Consider the following 22,895-nt stretch of genomic DNA (forward strand, 5'->3'; position numbering starts at 1 on the left):
GTGGTGCCCGCTGCAAGCCAGTCCGGGGAGGTGCCGGCCCGAAGCAAGCGGGTCGACGCCGTGCGCAACGAGCAGAAGCTGCTCGATGCCGCCGCCGCGGTGTTCGTCACCTCCGGCGTCGATGCGCCGATCCGTGAGATCGCGGCCAGAGCGGGTGTCGGGATGGGGACGATCTACCGCCACTTCCCGACTCGGGCGGATCTCGTCGTGGCCGTCTACCGCCACCAGGTCGAGGCGTGCGCCGAGGCCGGCCCGAGCTTGCTGGGCGGTGTCGACTCGCCGCTCGCGGCGCTCCGTCAGTGGGTCGACCTCTTCGTTGACTTCCTGGTCACGAAGCACGGACTCGCTGACGCGATGCAGTCGGACAGCAGCGGCTTCGACGCGCTGCACGCCTACTTCCTCGACCGCTTGGTGCCTGTCTGCGCGCAGTTGCTCGATGCCGCGGTCGACGCGGGCGAAGTCAGGCCCGGTACGCAGGCCTACGAACTGATGCGGGGCATCGGCAACCTCTGCATCGGACGTGACAGCGATCCCCGCTATGACCCCCGCCGATTGGTCGACCTGCTCCTGCAGGGACTGGGGCGAGCGCAGTCGTCCTGATCTCGACGGTCAACTCGTATGCGGCGAGGGCCCGTTCAGGCAGTGTTGTGTGTCGTCGATTCGCGGCGAACGACCCGGCGGGCGCCTCCCCGGCGCGTGAAGAGATGTCCGGCTCGCACCAGACGTTTGCCGCGTCTTAACCGACCGCAGCCTTCGCACTTGACATGGACACTCCTACCCTCCTGTTGCACCCCTCTGTCCCCCAACCGGAGGTAGTCATGCTCGGCGCATCCAAACGCCGCACCCGCACCGCGTTCCTGTCCGCTCTGGGCCTGGCCGTCACGTCCACCGGCCTCTGGCTCGGCCTCGCCGGCACCTCTCATGCCGCGACCGGGGTTCCCACCCCCGACCACGTCGTCGTCGTGGTCTTGGAGAACCACGCGTACAACCAGGTCATCGGCAGTTCCAGCGCGCCGTACATCAACTCCCTGGCCACCGGCGGCGCCAACTTGACCGACTCGTACGCCGAGACGCACCCGAGCCAGCCCAACTACTACGCGATGTTCTCCGGGTCCACCCAGGGGATCACCGACGACAGCTGCGTCACGCCCGGCTTCTCGTCCGCCCCCAACCTCGCCTCCGAACTGCTCGCCGCGGGCAAGACATGGGCGAGCTACAACGAGTCGCTGCCCGCTCAAGGAGCCACCGACTGCAGCAGCGGCGACTACGCGCAGAAGCACAACCCGTGGTTCGGCTTCTCCAATGTGCCGACCGACTCGGCCTACACCTTCGACCAGTTCCCGGCCGACTACAGCACGCTGCCCCAGGTGTCGTACGTCGTGCCGAACCTGTGCAGCGACATGCACGACTGCTCGGTCGCCACGGGAGACACCTGGCTGCAGAACAACCTGGGCGCATACGCGAGCTGGGCCAAGGACCACAACAGCCTGCTCGTCATCACCTTCGACGAGGACAACCGGCTCAGCGGAAACAAGATCCCGACCGTCTTCTACGGCCAGCAGGTGACACCGGGCTCGTCGTACTCGACCACGGTCAATCACTACAACCTGCTGCGCACCCTGGAGGACATGTACGGCCTCTCCCACGCGGGCGAGGCCGCCAACTCCTCTGACATCACGGGCATCTGGACCGGCTGAGGTGCCGGCAGCCACCCGAAGTGGCCCCAACGCGTGGCGATGACGAGGAGCACACCGGCGGCCCGCGCTGTGGGGCTACTGCGTACAGCTATGGGCCACGGCATCGGCGAAGGCGCGGGCGAGAGGGGTGAGTGCGTCCCAGCGGCGGACGGCCCAGCCGACCGGCAGCGGTGCTATCCCGTCAATGGGTACGAGGCGCAACGGCCCGTCGGCGCCGGGCTGCGGGAGACCCGGCATGGCGGGTACGACGGCGTGTCCCAGGCCCAGTTCGGCAAGCAGCAAGGCGGTGTCCCAGTCGGCCACGCCGGTGTGCGGTCCGACCCGGATGCCCAGGTCGCTGAGGGCCGCGTCCAGCCTGCCGCCGGAGGTGGAGTTCGGCGGCAGCCGGACGAGACGGATGTCGGTGAGATCGGCGGCGTCGACGTGCCCCCGGGCCGCGAGCGGGTCGTCGGCCTGTATGGCGAGGACCCAGGGCAGATCGATGACGGCCCGCTGCTCGATGCCGGGCACCGGGCCGCCGATGGTGATCCAGGCCAGGTCGAGGCTGCCCGCCAGGAGGGCTTCGAAGCAGCCGCGTTTGGAGGTCTCGGTCTGGAGCTCCAGGCTCACCTTGGGGTAGCGGCGGCGGAAGGCGACGATCGCCTCGGCCATGAAGTGCCGTACGGTCGTCCCGCCGGTTCTGATCCGTACGGAGCCGCCTTCCCCTTTCGCGAGGTCCTCAAGACGGCGCAGCGCGAGATCGAGTCCCGCGATTCCGTCGGCGGCGGCGTCACACAGGACACGCCCCGCCGCGGTGGGCACGACCCCGCGCGGTTGACGCTCCAACAGGCTCACACCGGTCTCCCGCTCCAGCCGCTTCACATGCTGGCTCACCGCCGACTGGGTGCAGTTCAGGTCCCGGGCTACCGCGCTGAGGCTCCCGGCCCGGCACACGGCTACGAACACGCGCAGGTCATCCAGAGTCACAACTCCAAGCTATACCTTGGAAGTTGGCGAGGAATCCCCAGGATTGACTTGAGGGTGGAGACTCGGTCAGGATCGTCGCAGGGCCCAGGCGGCAACCCGTCCGGTGCTTTCGCGGGGATCCGGACCACGCGAAGGTGCCGTACGGGTGTCGACCGCCCATGTCGCGGCGCCGGTTTGCGGGCCGCGGGAGCGGTGGTGTGACCGGGCCCGCGACAACGTTCGCGCCTGCGCCCGCGATCAACTCCCCGGACGAACGGCCCGCGCGACCGGGGCCCGGCGCGCCGATGAGGGGGCGCCGGGCCCCGGTTGCCCGCTTGTCACCAGGTGACGGGAATCCCCGCAGGCATGATCGCCATCCGGTGGGGGTGCCAGGGCACCTCCGCCGCCGGCACCGCGAGCCGGATGCCGGGCAGCCGGTCGAGCAGGACCCGGAAAGCGGTGTCGGACTGGCGGCGCACCAGATGCGCACCGGGGCAGTGGTGACGGCCGTACCCGAACCGCAGATGCGGATTGGGGGAGCGGGCGGGGTCGAACGCCTCGGGGTCCGAGAACGCCGCCGGATCGAAGTTGGCCGCGTCCAGCGACAGCAGCACCATCTCGCCCTCCTTGACGGACGCCGGACCGAGCTCCGCGTCCCGGGTGACGTAGCGCGGAATCGCGTTGCCCAGCACGACGCTGCACCGCAGCAACTCCTCCACGCACTGCGGCATCGTCTCCGGACGGCCCCGCACCGCGCTCATCACCTCCGGCTTCTGGAGGAGGTTGAACGCCGCCACCCCCAGGAAGCTCGCGAAGTCCTCGTAGCCGCTGACGAAGAGGACGGCGACGATGTTCGACAACTGCCGTACCGTCAGCCCCTGGTGGCGCTCGTTGAGGTCGGCGAGCCGGTCGGCCAGGCCGCGCGGTTCGCCGGGGCGGCGGGCGGCCATGTACTTCTGCATGTACAGGCGGATCTCCTCCCAGTTGCGGGCGAGTTCCTCCGGTGAGTACGTGACCATCGTCAGGTCGACGTCGGCCCGATGGGTCAGCCAGGCCCGGTCCGCGAAGGGCAGGCCAAGCAGTCGGCACATGCACTTGGCGGCGACCCACTCCGCGAAGTAGCGCTGGAGGTCGCCCGGTGCGCCCTCCCGGACCATCGCGTCCAGGCCCTCCACGGTGGCCTCGGCGACCCATTCCTCCGGCAGCTCCGGCTGATTGCGGCCGAGAGCCTGGAGCACCTCGTCGCGCAGCCCGGCCTTGTGCAGGTGGTTCATGGCGTCCATCAGCTCCGGCGCCAGGATCGGGGCATCCTGCGCGGGGCTGTCGGATTCGCCAAGGACGGAGCGGGCGAACGCCCGGTCCCGCAGCACGTGCTGGGCCAGCTCGTAGCCGGTGACCAGCCACGCCGCGTCGCCGGAGTTGGTGCTGACCCGGGCCACGGGACAGCGGCAGCGCAGTTCGGCGAGCTCAGGGGCGAGCCGGTCGCCCTCGGTGCTGAACGGGTAGTGCGGAAGCGGCTCCTCGCGCGGGGCGTCGTCGGTCAGGGGCGCCTGTGGTGCGGTCACGGGGTGCGGTCCTCTCTTCTGAAGCCGGGTGCGGTACGACGGCGGAACGGCCTGGTCACCAGCGCACGGGCAGCCGTGCCGGGGCGCGCAGCGGCGTCGACTCGTCCCAGGGGACCGAATCGGCCGGCACCGCGAGCTCGATGCCGGGCAGCCGCTCAAGGAGCACCTCGATCGCGGTGGCGAGCTGCAGCCGGGTCAGGTGCCCGCCGGTGCAGGCGTGCGGGCCGTGTCCGAACGCCACGTGCGCGTTGGGCGACCGGGTCAGGTCGAGCCGGTCCGGATCTGCGAACGCCGCCGGGTCGCGGTTGGCCGACGCCGGTACCGGGACGACCGCGTCACCGGCCCGGATGTGCTGCCCGTGCAGCGTGAAATCCTCCGTGGCCACAAGGATGTTGATGGCGTTCATCAGCGGCACGTAGCGCAGCAGCTCCTCCACCGCGGTGCCGATCCCCGCCGGTTCGTCCCGCAGCAGCCGCAGCTGACCGGGGTGGGTGAGCAGGGCGAGGAAGGCATTGCCGGTGTGCTGCATGTTGGTCTTGTAGCCGGCCATGAGCATGGTGACGATGAAGCTGACGACGTCGTCCCGGGTCAGCCCGCTCCCCGGCCGACGGCTCTCCGCCAGCAGCAGGTGAACGTAGTCGGCGCCGCCCTCGCCGTCCCGCTCCTTGCGGGAGACGAGCTCCGAGGCGTAGTCCTGCAGCGCGTACAGAGACGCCAGCACCTCCTCCATCGTCAGCCCCGCGGCGCCGAGCAGGGCGAGGGTGTGCGGCAGGTAGACGTCGCGGTCCTCGTGCGGCAGCCCGACGGTCTCGCACAGCACCCGCAGCGGCAGCGGCTCGACGTACGCGGCCACGAGGTCCGCCGTGCCGTCCCGCGCCCCGGCCACCATGGCGTCGATCAGCTCGTGAGCCGTGGCCCGGATCCGGGGAGCCATGAACTCCAGCCGCCCCCGGCCGAACAGCGGCAGGACGGCGCGGCGCACCCGCTCGTGGTGCGCCCCGGTCATCTCCAGGAACGTCGGCAGACACGGTGGCGGCGCGTCCTGACCCTCCTGGGGCGGCCAGGCCGACAGCAGCGGCCGCTCAAGGCGGGGATCGGCGAACGCGGCCCGCGCGTCCTCGTACCGGCTGAGCAGCCAGGCACTCTCGCCGTTGGGCAACTGCGCCTCGGCGACGGGCTGTTCGGCGCGCAGCCGGGCGTAGGCGCAGGGCGGTCCGGCGGTGCCGGGCGCCACGGCCGGGACCTGGATGACGGTTTCGAGGTCGCTCATGCGGTCGCCTCCGAGGGGCCGGCAGCGGGACGGGGGAGGTAGCCGGAGGTGAAGAAGTACTCCAGGTAGCGGTCAAGCAGGGCGGAGTCGACCGGCGGGCAGTCAAGACCGCTGCCGGCCAGCGCCGCCTCGGCGTTGCGTCGGCCAAGCACCGGGAACGTGTCCTTGAGGTACATCTCCTTGACGGACATGTCCGCCGTGCGGCTGCGGTCCACGCAGAGCGACACGAACGGTGCCGTGGCGCTCGTCGGATGCCGGGCGACGTGGCGCACCAGCTCGCCGACCCACTGCGCGTACGGCAGCGTCCGCAGGGCGAAGCCCGCCGCGCGCATCCGGTCCAGGACGTCCGACAGCATCGCCGGGCGCGGGTTGGTGAGGTGGTAGGTGCGGCCGTCGGCCTGTTGGCGGGTGGCGATGTGGACGATCGAGGCGGCGAGGTGGTCCACGGGGACGAAGTCCATCGGCAGCTCGATGTCGGGGGCAAGGCCGGTCTCGGCGATCGTCTTGAACAGGGAGCAGATGGCCGTCTCCGTGTTGCACGTGCCGTGCGTCCGGTCACCCGTCACCTCGTACGGCCGGTACACCGCCACCGGCAGGCCCTGCTCCGCCGCCTGCCGCAGCACCCCCTCGGCGACCCACTTGCTCTCCGCGTACCCCATGGTGAGCCCGTCGGCGTGGGCGAGCGGCCGGTCCTCGTCCACCTCGCGCACCCCGGCCGCGCCCAGCCCGGCGACGACGGCGACGGTCGAGACGAAGTGCACCGGGACCCGGCGCGGTGCGGCGATCCGGACGACCTCCCGGGTGCCGTCCACGTTCGCCGCACGCAACTCCCCATACGGATAAAGGAAGTTGACCCGGGCGCCGTTGTGGAGGGCGAGGTCCAGGGTGCGGGACAGTTCGGCGGCGTGGCCGGTCGACAGCCCAAGCGCGGGTTCGGTCAGGTCGCCGGGGAAGCACTCCACCCGCCGCCACGCGGCCTCGTCCGGACGGAGCCCGTAACGGGAGAGCGCGGTGCGCACCCGCCGCTCGGCGTGCGCCCGGTTCGCCGCCCGCACCGGGCAGTGGACGCGCGCCCGCGTCTCGCGCAGCAGCCGGTCCAGGAGGAAGGCGCCGACGAACCCCGAGGCGCCCGTGAGAAGGACGTGCCGCGGCTCCCGCGGATGCGGGGCCGGGCCCTCGGCGGGCGGGAGATCGAAGCCGAGTTCGGCCTCCTTGACGAAGTCGACGTCCGGCTCTACCGCCTCCACGCCGCCGCTTCGCGCCGAGCGCACGGCCGCCGCGAAGCCCTCCAGCGTGGGCGCGGCCAGCAGCGCCCTGATCAGGCCCGATCCCAACGCGGCGTCCAGGCTCAGGACGGCGAGAGTGCGGGTGACGGCCTCGGAGGCGAGCAGGGAGTCGCCGCCGAGGTGGAAGAAGTCGTCCTGCGGCGCGGGCCGGACGCGCAGCACCCGCTGCCAGACCTCGGCGAGAACGCCGAGCAGGCCCTCCGCCTTGGTCCCCTCTCCAACGGGGGCCGGGGCCGCGGCTTTGAGCCGCGTGCGGTCCACCTTGCCGCCGCTGGTCACCGGGAAGTGGTCCATCGGTACGAGCACCGGGACGGCCTGCGGCGGCAGCCACTGGGCGCAGTACGCGCGCAGCTCCGGCAGCCGCAGGGCCCGGCCGGGCTCGGCGGCGGTGACGTACGCGGTCAGCGCCGCCTCCTCGGCCTCGACGACGGCCTCGCCGACTGCCGGGTGGGACCGCAACCGGGCCTCCACCTCGTCCAGTTCGATACGTGCGCCGCGCAGCTTCACCTGGCGGTCCAGCCGGCCGCGGTACTCCAGCAGGCCGTCGGCCGTGCGTATCGCGCGGTCGCCGGTCCGGTACAGCAGTCCGCCGGGTTCCACCGCGGGCAGCGAGACGAACCGTTCGGCGGTCAGTCGCGGGTCACCGAAGTAGCCCAGGGCCAACCCGTCCCCGCCGACGTACAGTTCGCCCTCCTCGCCGGGCGCCGCGACCGAGCCGTCGGCCCGCAGGACGTGGCAGGTGGAGGCGCCGAAGGGGCGGCCCAGGGGGACGGCTTCGGCGTCCTCGGGCAGCGGGCGCAGCACATGGGCGGTGGAGACCACCGAATTCTCGGTCGGGCCGTAGAAGTTGACCACCGTGGTGCCCGGGCAGGCAGCGAGGACGGCGTTCGCCAGCCGTGGGTCCATCGCCTCGCCGCCGGCCGAGACGAACCGCAGCCCGGACAGCGCCCCGGGGTGGGTGCGGGCGACGAGGTGGAACACGCTCGTCGTCAGGTACGCGACCGTCACGTCCCGGGCGCGCAGCAGTTCCTCCAGGGCGGTGGGCGAGAGCAGCTCCTCCCGGTCGGCGATGACCAGGCACGCACCGGTGAGCAGCGCGCCCCAGATCTCGATGGTCGAGGCGTCGGAGGACAGCCCGTAGGCGTGCAGGACCCGGTCGCCCGGTCCCGGCGGCGGCAGTTCCGGATCGGACAGCACGAGGCGGACCACACCCCGGTGCGGTAACGCCACAGGCTTGGGGCGGCCGGTGGTGCCGGAGGTGAACACCACGTAGGCGCGGTCGGTCGCGGAGGGGGTGGGGGTCGCGGCGGCGGGCCGCGCCGGGGAACCGCTGCCCTCGTCGTCAAGGCCGATGTTCACGCGCAGCCCGCGCACCGGGCGAGTGCTGCCCGGCAGGGTGACGGCGGCCCGCAGCCCGGCGTCCTCCGCCATGGCCCGCAGCCGGGCCGGCGGCAGGTCCTCGTCGAGCGGTACGTACGCGCAGCCGGCCTTGAGGATGCCAAGCAGCGCGACCAGCGCGTCCAACGAGCGGCTGCCGCACACGCCCACCAGCTCGCCCGGCTTGACGCCCCGCGCGTGCAGGCGCGCCGCCAGGGCATCGGAGCGGGCGTCGAGTTGTCCGTAGGTCAGGGTGCGCTCCGCGTGCCGGGCCGCGAGGGCGGCCGGCCGGGCGGCCGCCTGCGCCGCGAACAGCTCGGGTATTCGCCCCTCCCGCGGGTAACCGGGCGCGGGGGTGGCTTCCGCCGGGATCACGGGGCACGGGAGCGGGCGTAACGAAACGTCCATGTCGGTCATCAGGTCCTTCTGATTTCGGGCTGCGTGCGGTGTGCGGCTTGTTGACTCCGTGCGGTCAGCCGGCGTCGGCTCCGGCGTTCGCCGCGGTGTTGGCGAAGTCGGCCGCGAAGGCGGCGAAGTCGGCGGTGCGCCAGCGCTGCGGGCGCATGCGGAAGGCGATGTCGTCCTTGAGCTGGTGCACAGTGCTCGCCAGGTAGTCGCGGGCCTCCTCGGGCTCCAGATAGCGCTGGGCCAGGGCCTCGCGGACGGCCGGGTCGAGGGGGTCCTCGATCGCGGTGACCGGCCCCTCGACGCTGACGTAGCGGTACGGCCGCCGCTCGTCCTGCACGCAGAGGCTGAACCGCCCTGCGGCGCACAGCAATTGGGCCTTGACCGACTCCCGGCCGGTCTCGACGACGATCTCGCCCCCGGGTTCGTAGGCGTACCAGACCGGCACCACCAGGGGCGCGCGGTCGCCGCCCCGGGGATCGGTGACGCCCAGGACGCCGATGCGCGGGGCGGCCAGGAAGTGTTCGCGTTCGTCGTGCGGCATGGCGGGCAGCATGCGATGGCTCCTGTTCGGGTGGTGATGAGGCGCTGTTGTGCGGGTGTCTCCGGCAGAAGAATCTTGGAAACGAAGGCATGACTCCCCGGGGGAATGCCCAAGAAACCCCTGTTTCGCGCCGACTTGGGGGGTGGCGTGACCGGTGTGGACAGGCCACTTTCGGCGGGTGGAGCCCAGGGGTTACCGGCGGTTGATCAAGAAGGCAGCGGGTCCGGAACGCCGGCGGGCGTGCGGCCGGGGGAGGGGATCAAGCCGCCCTCGACTGGCCGATGATCACTACTTGTCAGTAGCCGCGGCGCTGTGCGCCTGGCGGCTGTTGGAGGGTGCGCCGGTCAAGGGCAGGTCGTCGCGGTCGCTCAGGCACTTGCGGTGGCGCGGTGCGGGCGGGGTGGTCCGCCGGATCGGCGCGTCGGGCCCGAGCCTCGTCCGGCCGGACGGCGTCGTCGCCCGGCACACCGCCGATGCATCAGGCGATCCCGCGCGGGTGGTGCTCGGCGTGCTCACCACGGCGATGGCGAGACAGGCGAACGAGGAAGCGCGAACCTGCCCGGGTCGGCACCTGGGCGGCTCGGGCCCGCATCGGCTGACGCTGATGCGGGGCATGACCTGCTCGAACCGGGTGCGGTCGTTGACGTTCCCAGAGGTGATCGTGAAGGCCGGCGGCCGGCCCTGTCGTCACAGGCCAGCAGGATCTTCGTGGTCGGCCCGCCGCGGGACGTCCTCGATGCGGCCGGTCACCACCAGGTTGCCGTCCGGGGTGCGCCGCGCGAGGGCGCCGGTGCGGAAGTAGCCGTCGGTGGTGAAGGAGCGTGCGTTGTCGTCGGGCGCCCGGTAATAGCCTCGGGGGGTGTACGGGCCGCGGGCGAGGAGTTCGCCGGGCTCCCCGTCGGGCACGTCCTTCCCGTCGGCGTCGACAATGCGGATCTCGTCGTCGGGCGAGAGCGGGCGTCCCTGCGTGGTGAACACCGTGACGTCCGGGTCGGCGGGGCGGGTGAGAGTGATCGGCCCCTCAGCCATGCCGAAGACCTGCTGCGGGCGGCAGCCCAATTCGGGGCCCATCCGTTCGGTGGTCGCCCGGTCGAAGGGCGCGCCGCCGATCTGTACGAGACGCAGACTGCTCAAGTCGGCCTGGACCGTGGGAAGTGCGTCGAGCCAGAGCTGGGCGACGGCGGGCGTCACAGACGTGATGGTGACCCGCTCTCGTTCGATGACCGGAAGGCATTCTGCGGGTCCCGGGTTCTCGACCAGGACGACGGTGCCGCCGACGGAGAGGGTGCCGACGATGCCGGGGCAGCCGAAGGTGACGTTGAACTCGGCGGGCAGCGCCGCGAGATACACGTCGTTCTCGGTGAGCGACACCAGCTCGGCGGCGGCCCGCGCCTGGTAGGTGTAGTCGTTGTGGGTGCGTGGAACGAGCTTGGGTGCCGCGGTGGTACCGCCGGAGAGCAGGAGGAACGCCACCTGGTCGGCGCTCTGCGCGAGCGCCGGCCCGGGCGGGGCGTCGATGGAGCCCAGCGGGAAGTAGTGGCAGCCCGACGGGTCGGTCGTCATGCCGCCGTACGGGGACGAGGTGCCCGGCGCCTCGAAGGTGAACACCCGCCGCAGGAAGGGCCCTTGGGCCGCGATGTCCGCGGCCATCGCCGTGTGGTCGAAGCCCTGGTACGTCGAGGGACCGACGTAGCCGACGGCCTGGGTGACCCGCGCGAGGTGGGACACCTCGGACGCACGGTGCGAAACCGGGCAGAACGCGGGGACCGCACCGATGCGCATGAGCGCGAACACGGTGATGACGAACTCGGGAACGTTCGGCAGCTGGACGACGACCCGTTGCCCGGGCCGGAGGCCGCGCAGTCGGAATCCGGCAGCCATGCGGTCCACGCGCCGGTTCAGGTTCGCGTACGTGATGCGGGTGCCGCCGTGCACGAGCGCGGTACGAGGTCCGTACTGCAGGGCCCAGTCGCGCAGCAGGTTGTCCAGCGTATTGCCACGCCAGTGCCCGGCCGCCCAGTAGCGGTCGACGAACTCCTCGGGCCAAGGCGTGCAGCCGTCGAGCATGGGTGTCATACGCTTCCTTACCAGTCCTTCTGTACCAGTTGAGGACCGGTCCAGCACGACGGCGACCTCGTGGAAGAGCCGGGCTCCCGCCGGCAGTCGGGCCGGCCGGTGCTCATTCAGGTCAATGTCACCATGCGATCCGATATCGCTCCCCTTCTCAACGCAGGTGAGCGACCCCGCCCTCTTGACCTTGGCAATCCAATCTGTCAACACCCCCTATAGACAATGCGCGTTCCCAACCATGGACGCTGAATTCCATCAGCAGAAAGACCAAATGGGCGCCGCTGACCAGGGGGAATGGCTGGGGCGCAAGGCAACTCGGCCTCGCGCCATGGTGGCTGCGGCGGCTGTGGACGGCCGCGGCCGCCCGGATGCTGGGGCACTGAGGCATCCGGGCCGCCGCGTGGGTGTCCCCGGCGAGCGAGACGACGGTCCGTAAGGTCGGGTTCTCGGCGTCAGGACACCGATGTCGGCTGCTCCGGCGCCAGCGAGTTGCCCGACGGGATGTGCCCGCAGTCGGACGGAGCCGTCTTGCCCGCGAACCGGTCTCCGAGCCAGCCGATCGCTCCGGGCGCCCATGCCGCGGCCACGGGGACGTGGCTGAGCAGGTTGTACTGGTGGAAGGCGATCGAGTTGTTGCCCGTGGCGCAGTACTGCCGGGCGAGGGCGCGAACGTCCCCGGCGACCATGACCCCGTCGCCGGTTCCGATGCCCGGCGGGTTGCCGAAGGTTCCCTCGACGATTCCCCCGTCGCCCTGCGCGATGAATCCAGGGACGGTCGGGGTGGCGGCCGAACCGAGGTTGATCTTGTTCACCGCCTTGACGAACTCGGTCACCGAGTTCGGGTCGGCGTACTGCGGTTTCGCCAGCTTCTTCCAGGTCAACCCGGGGTAGTGGCCAAGTGCGTCGAGGAGCGAGCCGTGCTCCAGCTTCTGGTACACCTGCAGCCCGTAGCTGTTCATGTACTGCTTCAGGTCGATGCCGTAGGACCGGGCGACCCCGATGATCGCCATGGGGATGACGCCGGACCACACGAGGGCGCCGTTCACGTACTTGAGGTTGTGCGCCGGATCCACGAGCAGGCCGCCCTCGGCGAAGCCCACCAGCCTCTTGTTGACGTCGGGCGCGTACTTCGGTGCGAGCGCCGCCGCCCAGTTGGTCGCGATGGCGCCGCCGGAGTAGCCCATCAGGCCGACCTTGGTATCGGCGTTCATGCCGGTCCCGGTTCCGGGGTCTGTCGCGGCCCGGATCGAGTCCAGTGTGTTGGTCGCGTACTCCGGTCCGGCCGCGAAGTCGGCGGTCTGCCCTTCGGTGTCGGGGATGACGACGTTGTAGCCCTTTGCCAGCAGCGGCAGCAGGAACAGGTTCTCGGCGTTCGCGAGGACTCCGCCCAGGGTGACGTTACCGGCGATGGCGCGGGACGGCCCGTCCTGGGAGTTGAGAGAGTCGTAGAACGACTGGTAGGACACCGCCTTGCTGCCGTCACCCGTGATGCTGCGCACCACGGTGGTCACATTGGCGGCCGGGCGGCCCTGGGCGTCATTGGTGCGGTAGAGCAACTGGATTGCCTTGACCGGCGTGGGCAACCCCTCGATGTGGTACTGCAGCGTCCGCTTCTTCAGCACGCTGCCCGGTGTATACGAGGACAACGGCTTGCTGCCGTCGTAGGTGTAGAACGAGTCGCTCGTCCCAGCCGTCGACGGCGTGGCGGCAACAGCCGTGGCCGCCGGAACAGCGCTGGTGGCCAGCGCCGTGACAACTGCGGTCGCCAGCACCCGCTTGCTGTGTCTGAACATAACTCCCCCCGCGGATCGTGAAATGAGTCACAGAATCGACCCGAGGAAAGTTACCTGTAGGTAACTGCACTGTATAGAGCTTCGACTGAAGTCATTGCGCAGTGCGGGCCCCGGAGCCCAGCGCTCGGGCGATCCAGAGAATCGCGCCGACGTCGGGAGTCGGTGTGTGGGCTCGCGCCTTCGGCGGCTTGGGCCGGCCCGGCTCACATCAGGAGAACCCCGGCGCGGCTGTTGGTCGTTCGGAACACGAGAGGCGCTCCTTTCGGATGCTCCCCCTGCGGCATCTGAGAGCCCGTCAAACCCTCAGAAACCAACAAGGTCGATAGTGATGTGACATATCACAGTGCTATTGCATAGAGGTGTCAAGGGGGTTGGCGACACATTTTCCCCTGTGGCCTTCTGCGGTGAGGGCGGCGGGGTGAGTTGGGCGCCCTCCTGGCGAGTTGTCCCCTTCTTCCCTGCGGCTGTCCTCGACTTGCCGCCGCATTACCGGATTTGGCGCAGGGTGTCGCAGAGGGGTGGGGGTGGCCCCTGGGCTCCCGTTCCTCGGCCCCTGAGGTGGGTGTCGAGGCTCTCTCCCGGCGTGCGCCACGGAGGACGACTTCAAAACTGACGGATCGTCAATATCGCTATCACGTCTGGGTACTTGGGGTGGGTTTGCGCCCCGCTCCAGAGGCGGGCCTGTCGTCGTCGTTGTGCAAGAGGTGTGTGCACGAGCCTTGAGTGCTGCTTCCTCGGCTGGCTATCATGCGTTGCTTTCTGTTTGAAGATTCCTCCAGCCGTCGACTTCTGGAGATGGATTCAACAGAATCCAACAGGTCACCCTCCCCTCTGCTGCGCACCTGGAGTGTCTCCATGCGTCTACCCCTACCTCGTGCCGCGCTTCGCGCCCTCACGGCGCTGTCGCTCGCGGTATCAGGCTTCACTGCCGTCGTCGCCGGGTCCGCACCGGCGATGGCCCTGGACAACGGACTTGCCCTCACCCCTCCGATGGGGTGGAACTCCTGGAACACGCTGGGCACCGCTGTCACCCAGGAACAGGTCGTCCAGACGGTCGACTTCATGGTCTCGCACGGCTTGGCGGCGGCCGGCTACAACACCGTCACCATCGACGACGGCTGGTCGCTCAGCCACCGCGACGGCCAGAGCACCGACCTGGTCAAGAACTCCTATGGGGCGATGCAGCTCTACGACGCCAACCGCAACCCCACGAGTGGCACCGACGGAACCGGATTCGACCTGACCACGGGGCACCTGATCCCGGATCCGAACCACTTCCCGTCCCACGTCGTCAACGGGAAGACTCTCAATGGCATCGAGTACCTGAGCTGGTACGCCCACAGCAAGGGCATGAAGTTCGGCCTCTACGCCACCGACACGTACACCACCTGCCAGGGGCACCCGGGAAGCCTCGGGCACGAGTCGGCCGACGCCGCCGACTTCGTCTCCTGGGGCGTGGACTACGTCAAATACGACGACTGCCCCTACGGCCCCCAAATCGTCGGCCCCGACGGCTACAACTACTACACCCAGGGCGAGGGCAGGGAGCTGACCCGGTCCATGTATGCCCGGGTCCAGGACTTCCAGCGAGCCCTCGATGGCGCGTCCGCCGCCCAGGGGCGCCCGCGGGTGGCGCTCAGCGTCTCGGCGCAGCCGGTGCACACCGGCGTGCCCTACCTGCTGGCGCAGAACGACCCGGCCCGTACCGACCCCGTCATCACCGCCGCGGGCACGCCCGCGCGCCAGGCCCCGGGGTACTCCCCGACCGGAGTCTGGTGTGGACAGGTGGCGAACCTGTGCCGGATCGGCGGCGACCGCGGCCCCGACCTCGAAGGCGTGCTGTACAACGGTCAGTTGCAGACAGCCCTGCGTTACCCGGGCAATGTCAGACCGGGCAGCTGGAATGACATGGACATGATGTTCGCTGGCTGGCAGAGCCCCTACGGGCTCTACGGCGTCACCGACACCTGCACCTGCCACAAGCCCATGACCGACACCGAATCGCGCAGTGAGATGTCGGTCCTGGCGATGATGGCCTCCCCACTCATCACCGGCGCGGACCTGCGCACCCCGGCCGACTCCCAGCACACGTACAACGGCGTCACCTGGTCCACCGGCATCAGCGACTCCGCCTTGGCGATCTACAAGAACTCCGACGTCATCGCCGTCGACCAGGACGCCGCCAAGCCCGCCACACTGGTGGGCAATCCGCCGGACAGCAGCACCGCACCGCTCGTCCTCAAGCGGCCCCTGGCCAACGGCGACACCGCCGTGCTGCTGGTCAACCAGGACCCGTCCAACTCCCAGACCATCTCGACCAACGTGAGCGCGCTCGGACTCACCGGCCCCGGATACTCCTCCAAGGATCTGTGGACCGGAGCCACCGGCAACGTCACCGGGACGATCAGCGCTCCGGTCGCCCCGCACGGCGTCGCCCTCTACCGCCTCAGGCCGCTGCCGGCCACTGTCCCGGCGGCTGCCATTGGGGACGGCCGGTACCACGGCATCAGCGCCGGCGGCACCGGCGGCCAGGTCCTTGAGGTCCAGGGCACCTGCAGCGCCTCCGACGGCTCGACCGTCGACATCAACACCTGGTGGAGCTCGCACACTTCGGAGCAGTGGCGGTTCGACCCCAACCCCGACGGCACCGTGCACATCACCGACAACTGCTCCACCAGCACACAGGTCCACGGCACGCTGACCGGGCCGACTTCAGCGGGCGGACGAGCCTGGGTACTGAACGGCTACGACCCGAACAGCCCGTACCAGAAATGGCGCGTGGTCCAGAACACCACCACCGGCCAACTGACCGTCACCAACGAGGCGACCGGCCTGGCGCTGGGCGCCCCGCAGCCCGCGCCCACCTCGCCCGTCGTCCTCAACCAACCCGATGCGGCAGCACCCGGCCAGAGCTGGACCCTGATGTCCTGAGGCCGCTGTCGCGCACAACGGCCGACCGGGCGGCCCGGTACCCCATCGGGCCGCCCCGCAGGTCACCACGGCAACCACGCGGACTCGGCATCCCACGGACTCGGCACCACGCGGACTCGGCACCACGCGGACTCGGCACCACGCGGACTCGGCATCCCATGGACTCGGCATCCCACCCCGAGGCAAGACCACCGTGGTGATCCACCTGGCGTTGCCGGTCCGGGACCGTGGTGATCCAGCTGGCGGCTGCCGGTCCGGGACCGTGGTGATCCACCTGGCGGCCTCGCGGGCGCATCAACGACCAGAGGGACAGCAGCACGTCAACTCCCGCCGGGGCACCCGGCGACAACCCGGAGGGCTCCTTCAGATGACCATGCCCACCATGCCCACCACACCCACAGCACTTGCCGAGTTCCCCGGCGGTGCGCGACTGTTCGGGCTCAGCCCGCGGGTGGCCCACCTCAACCACGGGTCCTTCGGCGCCGTACCCGGCCCGGTGGCCCGAGCCCGGCGACGCCTGTTGACGGAAGCGGACGCCGACCCCGATGCCTTCTTCCTGGCCGCCCCGGACCGCCTCGCCACGGCCAGGGGCCGCGTCGCCGACCACCTGGGTGCCGACCGGGAGGGGATCGCCTTCGTCACCAACGCCACCGAGGCCGCCAACCTGGTGATGGACACGCTGCGCCTGCGGCAGGACGACGAGATCCTGGTCACCGACCACGGCTACGGGACCGTCGTCAGCGCGGCAGCCTCCCGGGCCCGCCTGAACACCGTCGCCCTCGACCCGGCACTGCCCGACGAGGACGCGGTGCACCAGACGGTGCTCGCCGCTGTGACCCCCCGTACCACGGTGGCGCTGCTCGACCAGATCAGTTCGCCCACCGCACGGCCGATCGCCACCCCCAGACTGCTGGCCGACCTAGCCGAGCGCGGGGTGACCACGGTCGTCGACGGCGCTCACGCGCCCGGCATGCTGGCCGACCCATTGGCCGGCCGGCCCGACTTCTGGTTCGGCAATCTCCACAAGTGGGGATACGCACCGCCCGGCAGCGCCGTGCTGGCGGTGGCTGCCGCTCACCGGGCCGCTGTGCCTGCGCCCGTACCCTCCTGGGAGGACCACCGGGGCTTCCCGCGCGCGGTGGAGTACCGAGCCACCACCGACTACACCGGCTGGCTCGCCGCCCCCGAAGGGCTTGACCTGCTCGCCTGCCTCGGCGCTCAACAGGTGCGGGCCCACAACAGCGCCCTGGCCGCTTACGGCGCCGAACTGCTCGCCCGCATCACGGGACTGACCCCGTTGCCGGGCGATGACTCACTCGCCATGCGCGCGCTGCGGCTGCCACCAGGAGTGGCACGCACCCATGACGAGGCCACCGCGCTGCGCGAGGAGATCGCCGCCCGGCTGGGCTGCCGGGTGCTGATCTGGCCCTGGCCGGGCGGCGGCGGCATCCGGATCTGCGGACAGATCTACAACAGGCCGCAGGAGTACGAGCACTTGGCCGCCGGCCTGCACAGCTTGCTGGCCGGCCGCTGAACCGAGGGCGACGGCAGGGGCTCTGCGGAGTAGCAGCCGGGGCCACTGCCGACCCACCATCGGCCTCGCCCCTCCATTGCCGCCCTGCGCCGATGGCTCGACGGGCGAGCAACCCTCACGGTTCGCGGATCAGTGGGTACGGAACCTCCCACTGATCGAGGTGGAACGAGCGGCGCCCAGGAAGTCGATGCCGCTCTTGACCGGGATCACCGGGAGCCTGAGCAGGGTGAGCGACGTGATGAACGCCGCGATGCCCAGCGTGATGTTGATGTAGAAGACCCGACGCCATCTCAGGTGGGTGGCGACCAGACCTCCGACGGCCGGGGCCAGCACGGTGCCGAGCCCATCATGACGCCGCGGCGGCCTCAACCGCCGGGCTGTCCGGGCGTTCCCCGGCCCGCGAAGCTGAGCCGGACACTCTCGCGTACGGGGGCTTGATCATGTCCACGAGAACGGGCAGCACTTCGACACACGTACAGGCGGCACCCCAACCGTCGCGGCGGGCCTGGAATGTTCATGAGACTCAACAGCACCGAGCCATCGGGCTGCGCTCACTCAGGCACGGTCTGGGTGACACGCCACAGCCTCCGCGGGAGACCACCTTCCTCCACAGCATGGACCTCGTTGAGGCTCCAGCCTTCTGCAAGGGCGTCGACCAGATCACGGGAGAAGAAGTGGACGGCGAAACCGCTGTGCTCCCAGATGTCGTCGCCGTGCCCGGTGCCGACCCGGTAGTGCGCATCTCCGGTGTGGCGGACGGTGTAGACGAAGGCGCCGCCCGGTCTCAGCACTCGGCGGACTTCGCCGACCAGGGCGTGGATCTCCTTCGTGGACAGCGCCATGCACAGCAGCATGTGCGCGAATACGGCGTCCACCGAAGCGTCCGCGAGCGGCAGCGGCTCGCGGACGTCGTGGACCGCCGTGGTGACCCGCTCGGCCACTCCTTCGGCGCGAGCGGCCTCGTTCAGCTGCTCCAGGCCCACCGGGCTGAAGTCGGTGGCCAGCACGGTAAAACCGTCTCGGGCGAAGGAGAGCGCATCACGGCCATGGCCGGCACCCAGCTCCAGCACGGTGCGGGCACCGGTGGCCCGGAAGACCGCGGTTGCGTGGACGGCCGGCTCGGACGGCTTGACGCCGTACATGCCAGGATGCTCGCCGTAGACCTGCTGCCAGTGCTCACGCTGGACCTCGGCCAGATCGTGTTCAGACTCCGACATATCCCGCTCAGACTCCGACATGTTGACGCCCTTCTCACCGCCCGCCCGGCACTGGACGGGCCGCCGTGAGGCCAGCCTAGATCCACACCGTGTCGCCGCGAGCCCGGCCCCAACACCCCAGCCCACGAGGCGTACGACCGCCGTCGGAACTCCGTGAACAAGCCAGGGGCTGCTCAGCGGGAGACGGTCCGAGGCACTGGCCCGCCGATCATGGCCCATGCCGCCCATGCCGCCGAAGAAGCCGGTGACGATGTTGGCGATGCCTTGGCCGATGGAATCGCGGGTCTTGAACGAGGGAAGATGAGGATGGCGAGGGAGTTGACGAATCCGACCGTCACGCTGCGTGGCACGAACCGCATCAGCTTCGCCACGCCGAGCGCGCCCAGGACGATGTGGAAGACGCCGGCCAGGATGACGCAGGCGACCGTCTCGACGATGGCAGCACCCTCGACGCTCAGGAACGCTGGACCCTCCTGGAGCGCGTCCGTACCTACCAGCAGGCCGCCACCGCACAAGTGGAAAAGCTCCGGGTCCAGCTCTCCCGCGCCGAGGACTTCGCAAGCACCCTGCTCGCCTGGAGCTGCACGCGCCCGCCGCCCGAACCTGACGGCGACGCCTATGGAGTCAGACGCCCGTCAACTGTCGGTGCGTGGCGCTGCGGCGAGGGTCTGCCGGAGCTGTTCCACATCGGGGGCCCCTGACAGGCCGCTCGCGGTGCGATACACCCGGCAGGCCAGCCCCGGCGGGCGTCCGGGCTCGGCGAACGGGTCGCGGCCATCGATCAGGATCGTCGGGGAGCCGGTGAACCCGCACCCGGCGGGGAGTGCGGTTCGTCGTCGGTACCGATCAGGACGAACGCGCCGTGGAATGCGCCCGCGACAACCTGGACCGCCTCGGCTACGCCGAGCGCACCTACGTCCAGCACACGGACCTCTTCCCCCAAGGCCGTGCCCCGCTCATCGTCTGCAACCCGCCCTGGCTCCCCGGCCGCCCGCGCACCCCGCTCGACCACGCCGTCTACGACCCGGGCAACCGGATGCTCCTGGGCTTCCTCCGGGGCCTCGACCACCACCTCACGCCCTCGGGCGAAGCCTGGCTGATCCTCTCCGACCTGGCCGAACGCCTTGGGCTGCGCCTGCGCGGCGAGCTGGACGAGGCCTTTGCGGCGGCCGGACTGCGGGTGGTGGACCAACTGGCCACACGCCCGCGCCACCCGAGGGCCTCGGACCGTACGGACGCGCTTCATTCGGCGCGCGCCGGCGAGGTCACTTCGCTGTGGCGCCTGCGCCGGGTTGTGAGTGAGGCGGAAGAGACGTGCCCGCTCACACGAGGGTCGGGCGAAGTCTCGCAAATTCCTTAGGCCTGTTGCTGCTTCGCTGGTCCTTCGTGAAACGAAAGGCCTTGGGATGGCCAAGCGCGCGCTGATCACCGGTGTCCCCGGACAGGAGGGGTCGTATCTGGCGGAGCACCTGCTCTCCTTGGGGTACCGGGTCTGGGGGCTGACGAGGGGGCAGGCGAATCCGCGCAAGGACCGCGTCAGTCGGCCGGTCCCCGATCCCGCATTCGTGGACGGCGATCTGATGGACCAGGGCAGCCTGGTCTCCGCGGTCAACGCGGTACAGCCGGACGAGGTCTACACCTTGGGGGCGATCTCCTTCGTTCCGATGCCATGGCAGCAACCGGAGCTGGTCACCGAAGTGAACGGAACCGGAGTCCTGCGGATGCTGGAGGCCATCCGGATCGTCAGCGGCCTGAGCAAGCCGTCCACAAGCGGTGTTGTCGACGGGCAGATCCGCTTCTACCAGGCCTCCTCGTCCGAGATGTTCGGCATGGTGACGCAGACGCCGCAGAGCGAGACCACCTCGTTCCACCCGCGCAGCCCCTACGGTGTGGTCAAGACGTACGGGCACTACATGACGCGGAACTACCGGGAGTCCAGTCGTTCGCCGGTTGTCTCGGGCGCGGAAGGCGCCGCGGGATGCTGTGATGCGGGCTCGGATGATCGAGCTCAGCTGGTCGGGGCGTCCGGGACGGCCAGCAGATCATCATGGCCGCCTCCTCCCGCAACAGCGTCTTCTACCAGCAGTTCCTGCAACAGATCGAGGACGCCAGCCCGACCAGCGAGATCTGGATCGTCACCGACAACCTGTCCAGTCACAACAGCCTGTCCACCCTACCTGGCTCGAGGACCATCCCCGCATCCACCACGCATTCATCCCCGTCGACGCGTGCCGGCTCAACCTGCAGGAAGGCTGGTGGCGCATCTTCCGCAGAGCCGGCCTCGCCGGCCGGTCATTCGCCAACCGCGACGACATCGAACACGCCACCACCCTGGCAGCCAGGCAGCTCAACTCCCGTGCCAACCCCTGGGTCTGGGGGAGGCCCGCACCGCCAACCCGCCGACTACGACGCCGATATGTGTACACCGCTTGAGGAACCCAGCACTAGGCAACGACTCCCGAACTCAAGGATGCCGGCAGGAACCACAGCCGCCGCGCCGCCCCTTCCGCACTGTCCTCGACGTGTTGAGACGGCGGAGCGAAGGGGCCCCAGGTGAAGGCGGGAAGCCAAGGTTCCGGAGCCGCGCTCCAGGAAAGGCCGCGGATCTGCGCCAGGGTGCGCCTTCCGGTGAGGGAGCGGAACACCTCCAGGCTCGCTCCGCGCACCGTGGCGCCGGGACCACCTTCGCCGGCCGTCCATGCGTGGCCGGCCGTCTCGATGCGCAGCGCCGGCAAATGATGTGCGTTCACCGACATCGTGAAGCCCATCGTCGCCAGTTCCAGCGTGTCGGCGAAGGCGGGATGCCCCTGAGGTGCGGGTATGCCCAGAGCGCCGCGGATGTCGAGCTCGTGAGTGAAGACATCGAGCAGCATCATGCCGCGGCGCAGCCAGGGAGTACGCTCCAGTACCTCCGACAGCACCCCGCCCAACTCCTCCCAGGCGGTGAGCAGATGGGGCAGCGGAGCGTCCGGCGGAAGCGCCGGAGGCCGGCCGATGCCATGGGGCGCCTCCGCGACGGCCGTCTGGCAGACCTCCACCAGATGCGCGACGACGTCCCGCACGCTGCGGCCCGGACACGCGGGTACCGGCCACGCCCACGTTCCCGGATGCGCGCGCGCCAACTGAGCGATGTTGTCGCGGCACGTGCAATAGGCGAGGCCCCAAAAGGGCTCGGGCCCCTGATCCGCCGTCATGCCGAGGACTCCGCAAAGACGCTGGCCGCCCGGCCGGCTTGGTGGGCCGACACGTGCCCCGCCTCGTGCAGCCAGCGAACGCTGTCGGCCATGGTGTCGGAGATCGGTCGGGGGAGAATGCCGTACGTGGAGGCACTCGCCTCGACGGGCGCCGCGTGCAGACACGTGTAGAGGGCCCCGTACTCGGCGGGGATGTGCCAGGGCCAGACGCGCTGCAGCACGTCGGTGAGCATCCCCAACGGCAGCATGGGGCGCACCGGCAGGAACATGGTGGGGAGCGCGCGCCCGGTGGCCAGCCGAAGGGCTTGAACATACTGACGGGTCGTCACGTAGCGGCCCGGACCGAAGTGTCGCTCCCGTCTCCGGGCCGGTTTGGTGAGCAGGGCGGCATGAAGTTCGGCGGTGTCCCGGACGTCGCCCACAGGAAAGCCGCCGCCCGGCCAGACGGGAAGCAAGCCGCGCAGGGCGTTGCGCAGCCGGGCGCTCTGGTCGCCCAGGTGCGGGTCGTACGGGCCGAGCAACGCCGGCGGGTAGGTGATCACCACCGGCGCCCCCTCCTGTTGGTGCAGGCGGGCGACTGCCTCGGCCACCGACTTGCTGGCCAGGTAGGCCTCACGTGGCATGCCCGGCGGGGACTGCGCCCCGATCACACCGCTTGCGGCGGGGAACATCGCACCGACGGTGGACACATGGACGATCGGATCCACCCCGGCCCGCACGGCGGATGCCAGCACCAGCTGCGTGCCACGCACATTGGTCGCTCGCATCTCGGCACGCCGCCTGCTGTCGAAGGAGTACACCGAGGCCGCGTGCAGCACTGCGTGAACCCCGTTCACTGCCTTGGCGACAGCGGGCCGGTCGGTGACGTCGCCGACCACCAGCTCCAGACTGGCCGGCTCCACACCCAGCGGACGCAGCGCCCGGTCCACTCGGGACGGGTCGCGGACCAGCAGCCGCACCCGTGCGCCGGACCGGGCGAGGGCAGCGACGGAATGGGCACCGACGAAGCCCGTCCCGCCGGTTACGCAGACCAGCACCGCCGATCACCTCTTCGTCGAACCGAGCGC

General features: G+C 70.2%; 16 protein-coding genes and 4 pseudogenes. 7 read left to right on the forward strand and 13 right to left on the reverse strand.

The window, feature by feature from the left end:
• The first annotated feature begins 3 nt into the window (after positions 1–3).
• Both ACIBK6_RS10555 and ACIBK6_RS10560 read left to right on the forward strand, forming a co-directional pair.
• Positions 4–600: a TetR/AcrR family transcriptional regulator gene (locus tag ACIBK6_RS10555; RefSeq protein ID WP_399050620.1), complete on the forward strand. Its 597-nt coding sequence runs from the start codon at positions 4–6 to the stop codon at positions 598–600.
• Between the two features lie 218 nt (positions 601–818).
• Positions 819–1,697: an alkaline phosphatase family protein gene (locus tag ACIBK6_RS10560; RefSeq protein WP_399050622.1), complete on the forward strand. Its 879-nt coding sequence runs from the start codon at positions 819–821 to the stop codon at positions 1,695–1,697.
• A 75-nt stretch (positions 1,698–1,772) separates the two neighbouring features.
• Here the strand turns inward: ACIBK6_RS10560 and ACIBK6_RS10565 are convergent, their stop codons facing one another.
• The 8 genes from ACIBK6_RS10565 to ACIBK6_RS10600 form a co-directional block, all read right to left on the reverse strand.
• Positions 1,773–2,663, reverse strand: a complete 891-nt coding sequence (locus tag ACIBK6_RS10565) for a LysR family transcriptional regulator (protein ID WP_399050624.1) — start codon at positions 2,661–2,663, stop codon at positions 1,773–1,775.
• Between the two features lie 317 nt (positions 2,664–2,980).
• Positions 2,981–4,207: a cytochrome P450 gene (locus tag ACIBK6_RS10570; RefSeq protein ID WP_399050626.1), complete on the reverse strand. Its 1,227-nt coding sequence runs from the start codon at positions 4,205–4,207 to the stop codon at positions 2,981–2,983.
• A 55-nt stretch (positions 4,208–4,262) separates the two neighbouring features.
• On the reverse strand, positions 4,263–5,477 hold the full coding sequence (locus ACIBK6_RS10575) for a cytochrome P450 (protein ID WP_399050628.1): 1,215 nt from the start codon (positions 5,475–5,477) through the stop codon (positions 4,263–4,265).
• Entirely contained in the window at positions 5,474–8,557 is a 3,084-nt protein-coding gene (locus tag ACIBK6_RS10580; RefSeq protein WP_399050630.1) for an amino acid adenylation domain-containing protein, read from the reverse strand. Before ACIBK6_RS10580 ends, ACIBK6_RS10575 begins: the two co-directional genes overlap by 4 nt.
• Before the next feature lie 55 nt (positions 8,558–8,612).
• Positions 8,613–9,101: a pyridoxamine 5'-phosphate oxidase family protein gene (locus ACIBK6_RS10585; protein ID WP_399050632.1), complete on the reverse strand. Its 489-nt coding sequence runs from the start codon at positions 9,099–9,101 to the stop codon at positions 8,613–8,615.
• Between the two features lie 276 nt (positions 9,102–9,377).
• Positions 9,378–9,605 carry a hypothetical protein gene (locus ACIBK6_RS10590; protein WP_399050634.1) on the reverse strand — a complete coding sequence of 76 codons (228 nt, stop codon included), beginning with the start codon at positions 9,603–9,605 and terminating at the stop codon, positions 9,378–9,380.
• Positions 9,606–9,776: 171 nt separating this feature from the next.
• Positions 9,777–11,165 carry a (2,3-dihydroxybenzoyl)adenylate synthase gene (locus ACIBK6_RS10595; protein ID WP_399050636.1) on the reverse strand — a complete coding sequence of 463 codons (1,389 nt, stop codon included), beginning with the start codon at positions 11,163–11,165 and terminating at the stop codon, positions 9,777–9,779.
• A 446-nt stretch (positions 11,166–11,611) separates the two neighbouring features.
• On the reverse strand, positions 11,612–12,952 hold the full coding sequence (locus ACIBK6_RS10600; protein WP_399050638.1) for a lipase family protein: 1,341 nt from the start codon (positions 12,950–12,952) through the stop codon (positions 11,612–11,614).
• Positions 12,953–13,807: 855 nt separating this feature from the next.
• Between ACIBK6_RS10600 and ACIBK6_RS10605 the strand changes: the two genes are divergently transcribed.
• Positions 13,808–15,883 (forward strand): alpha-galactosidase, encoded by a 2,076-nt coding sequence (locus ACIBK6_RS10605; RefSeq protein ID WP_399050640.1) that lies wholly within the window; start codon positions 13,808–13,810, stop codon positions 15,881–15,883.
• Between the two features lie 382 nt (positions 15,884–16,265).
• Positions 16,266–17,417 carry an aminotransferase class V-fold PLP-dependent enzyme gene (locus ACIBK6_RS10610; RefSeq protein ID WP_399050642.1) on the forward strand — a complete coding sequence of 384 codons (1,152 nt, stop codon included), beginning with the start codon at positions 16,266–16,268 and terminating at the stop codon, positions 17,415–17,417.
• 129 nt (positions 17,418–17,546) lie between these two features.
• Here the strand turns inward: ACIBK6_RS10610 and ACIBK6_RS10615 are convergent, their stop codons facing one another.
• The 3 genes and pseudogenes from ACIBK6_RS10615 to ACIBK6_RS10625 all read right to left on the reverse strand — a co-directional run.
• Positions 17,547–17,750, reverse strand: coding sequence for a hypothetical protein (locus tag ACIBK6_RS10615; RefSeq protein WP_399050644.1), 204 nt, complete (start codon positions 17,748–17,750; stop codon positions 17,547–17,549).
• Positions 17,751–17,968: 218 nt separating this feature from the next.
• Positions 17,969–18,634, reverse strand: a complete 666-nt coding sequence (locus tag ACIBK6_RS10620) for a class I SAM-dependent methyltransferase (protein ID WP_399050646.1) — start codon at positions 18,632–18,634, stop codon at positions 17,969–17,971.
• A 281-nt stretch (positions 18,635–18,915) separates the two neighbouring features.
• Positions 18,916–19,059, reverse strand: a pseudogene (locus tag ACIBK6_RS10625) (SulP family inorganic anion transporter); the annotation flags it as partial.
• Here ACIBK6_RS10625 and ACIBK6_RS10630 point away from each other — a divergent pair.
• The 3 pseudogenes from ACIBK6_RS10630 to ACIBK6_RS10640 form a co-directional block, all read left to right on the forward strand.
• Positions 19,048–19,209, forward strand: a pseudogene (locus ACIBK6_RS10630) (MerR family transcriptional regulator); the annotation flags it as partial. The pseudogenes ACIBK6_RS10625 and ACIBK6_RS10630 overlap by 12 nt on opposite strands.
• Positions 19,210–19,448: 239 nt before the next feature.
• Positions 19,449–19,994, forward strand: a pseudogene (locus ACIBK6_RS10635) (hypothetical protein); the annotation flags it as partial.
• Between the two features lie 46 nt (positions 19,995–20,040).
• A pseudogene (locus ACIBK6_RS10640) lies at positions 20,041–20,595 on the forward strand (GDP-mannose 4,6-dehydratase); the annotation flags it as partial.
• 483 nt (positions 20,596–21,078) lie between these two features.
• Here ACIBK6_RS10640 and ACIBK6_RS10645 read toward each other — a convergent pair.
• Together ACIBK6_RS10645 and ACIBK6_RS10650 are read right to left on the reverse strand one after the other, a co-directional pair.
• On the reverse strand, positions 21,079–21,828 hold the full coding sequence (locus tag ACIBK6_RS10645; RefSeq protein WP_399050648.1) for a maleylpyruvate isomerase family mycothiol-dependent enzyme: 750 nt from the start codon (positions 21,826–21,828) through the stop codon (positions 21,079–21,081).
• Positions 21,825–22,865, reverse strand: a complete 1,041-nt coding sequence (locus tag ACIBK6_RS10650; RefSeq protein WP_399050650.1) for an SDR family NAD(P)-dependent oxidoreductase — start codon at positions 22,863–22,865, stop codon at positions 21,825–21,827. The genes ACIBK6_RS10645 and ACIBK6_RS10650 overlap by 4 nt, the downstream gene beginning before the upstream one ends.
• Between the last annotated feature and the right edge of the window lie 30 nt (positions 22,866–22,895).

Source organism: Streptomyces sp. NPDC050485 (genome assembly GCF_044458185.1).
Classification (GTDB): domain Bacteria; phylum Actinomycetota; class Actinomycetes; order Streptomycetales; family Streptomycetaceae; genus Streptomyces.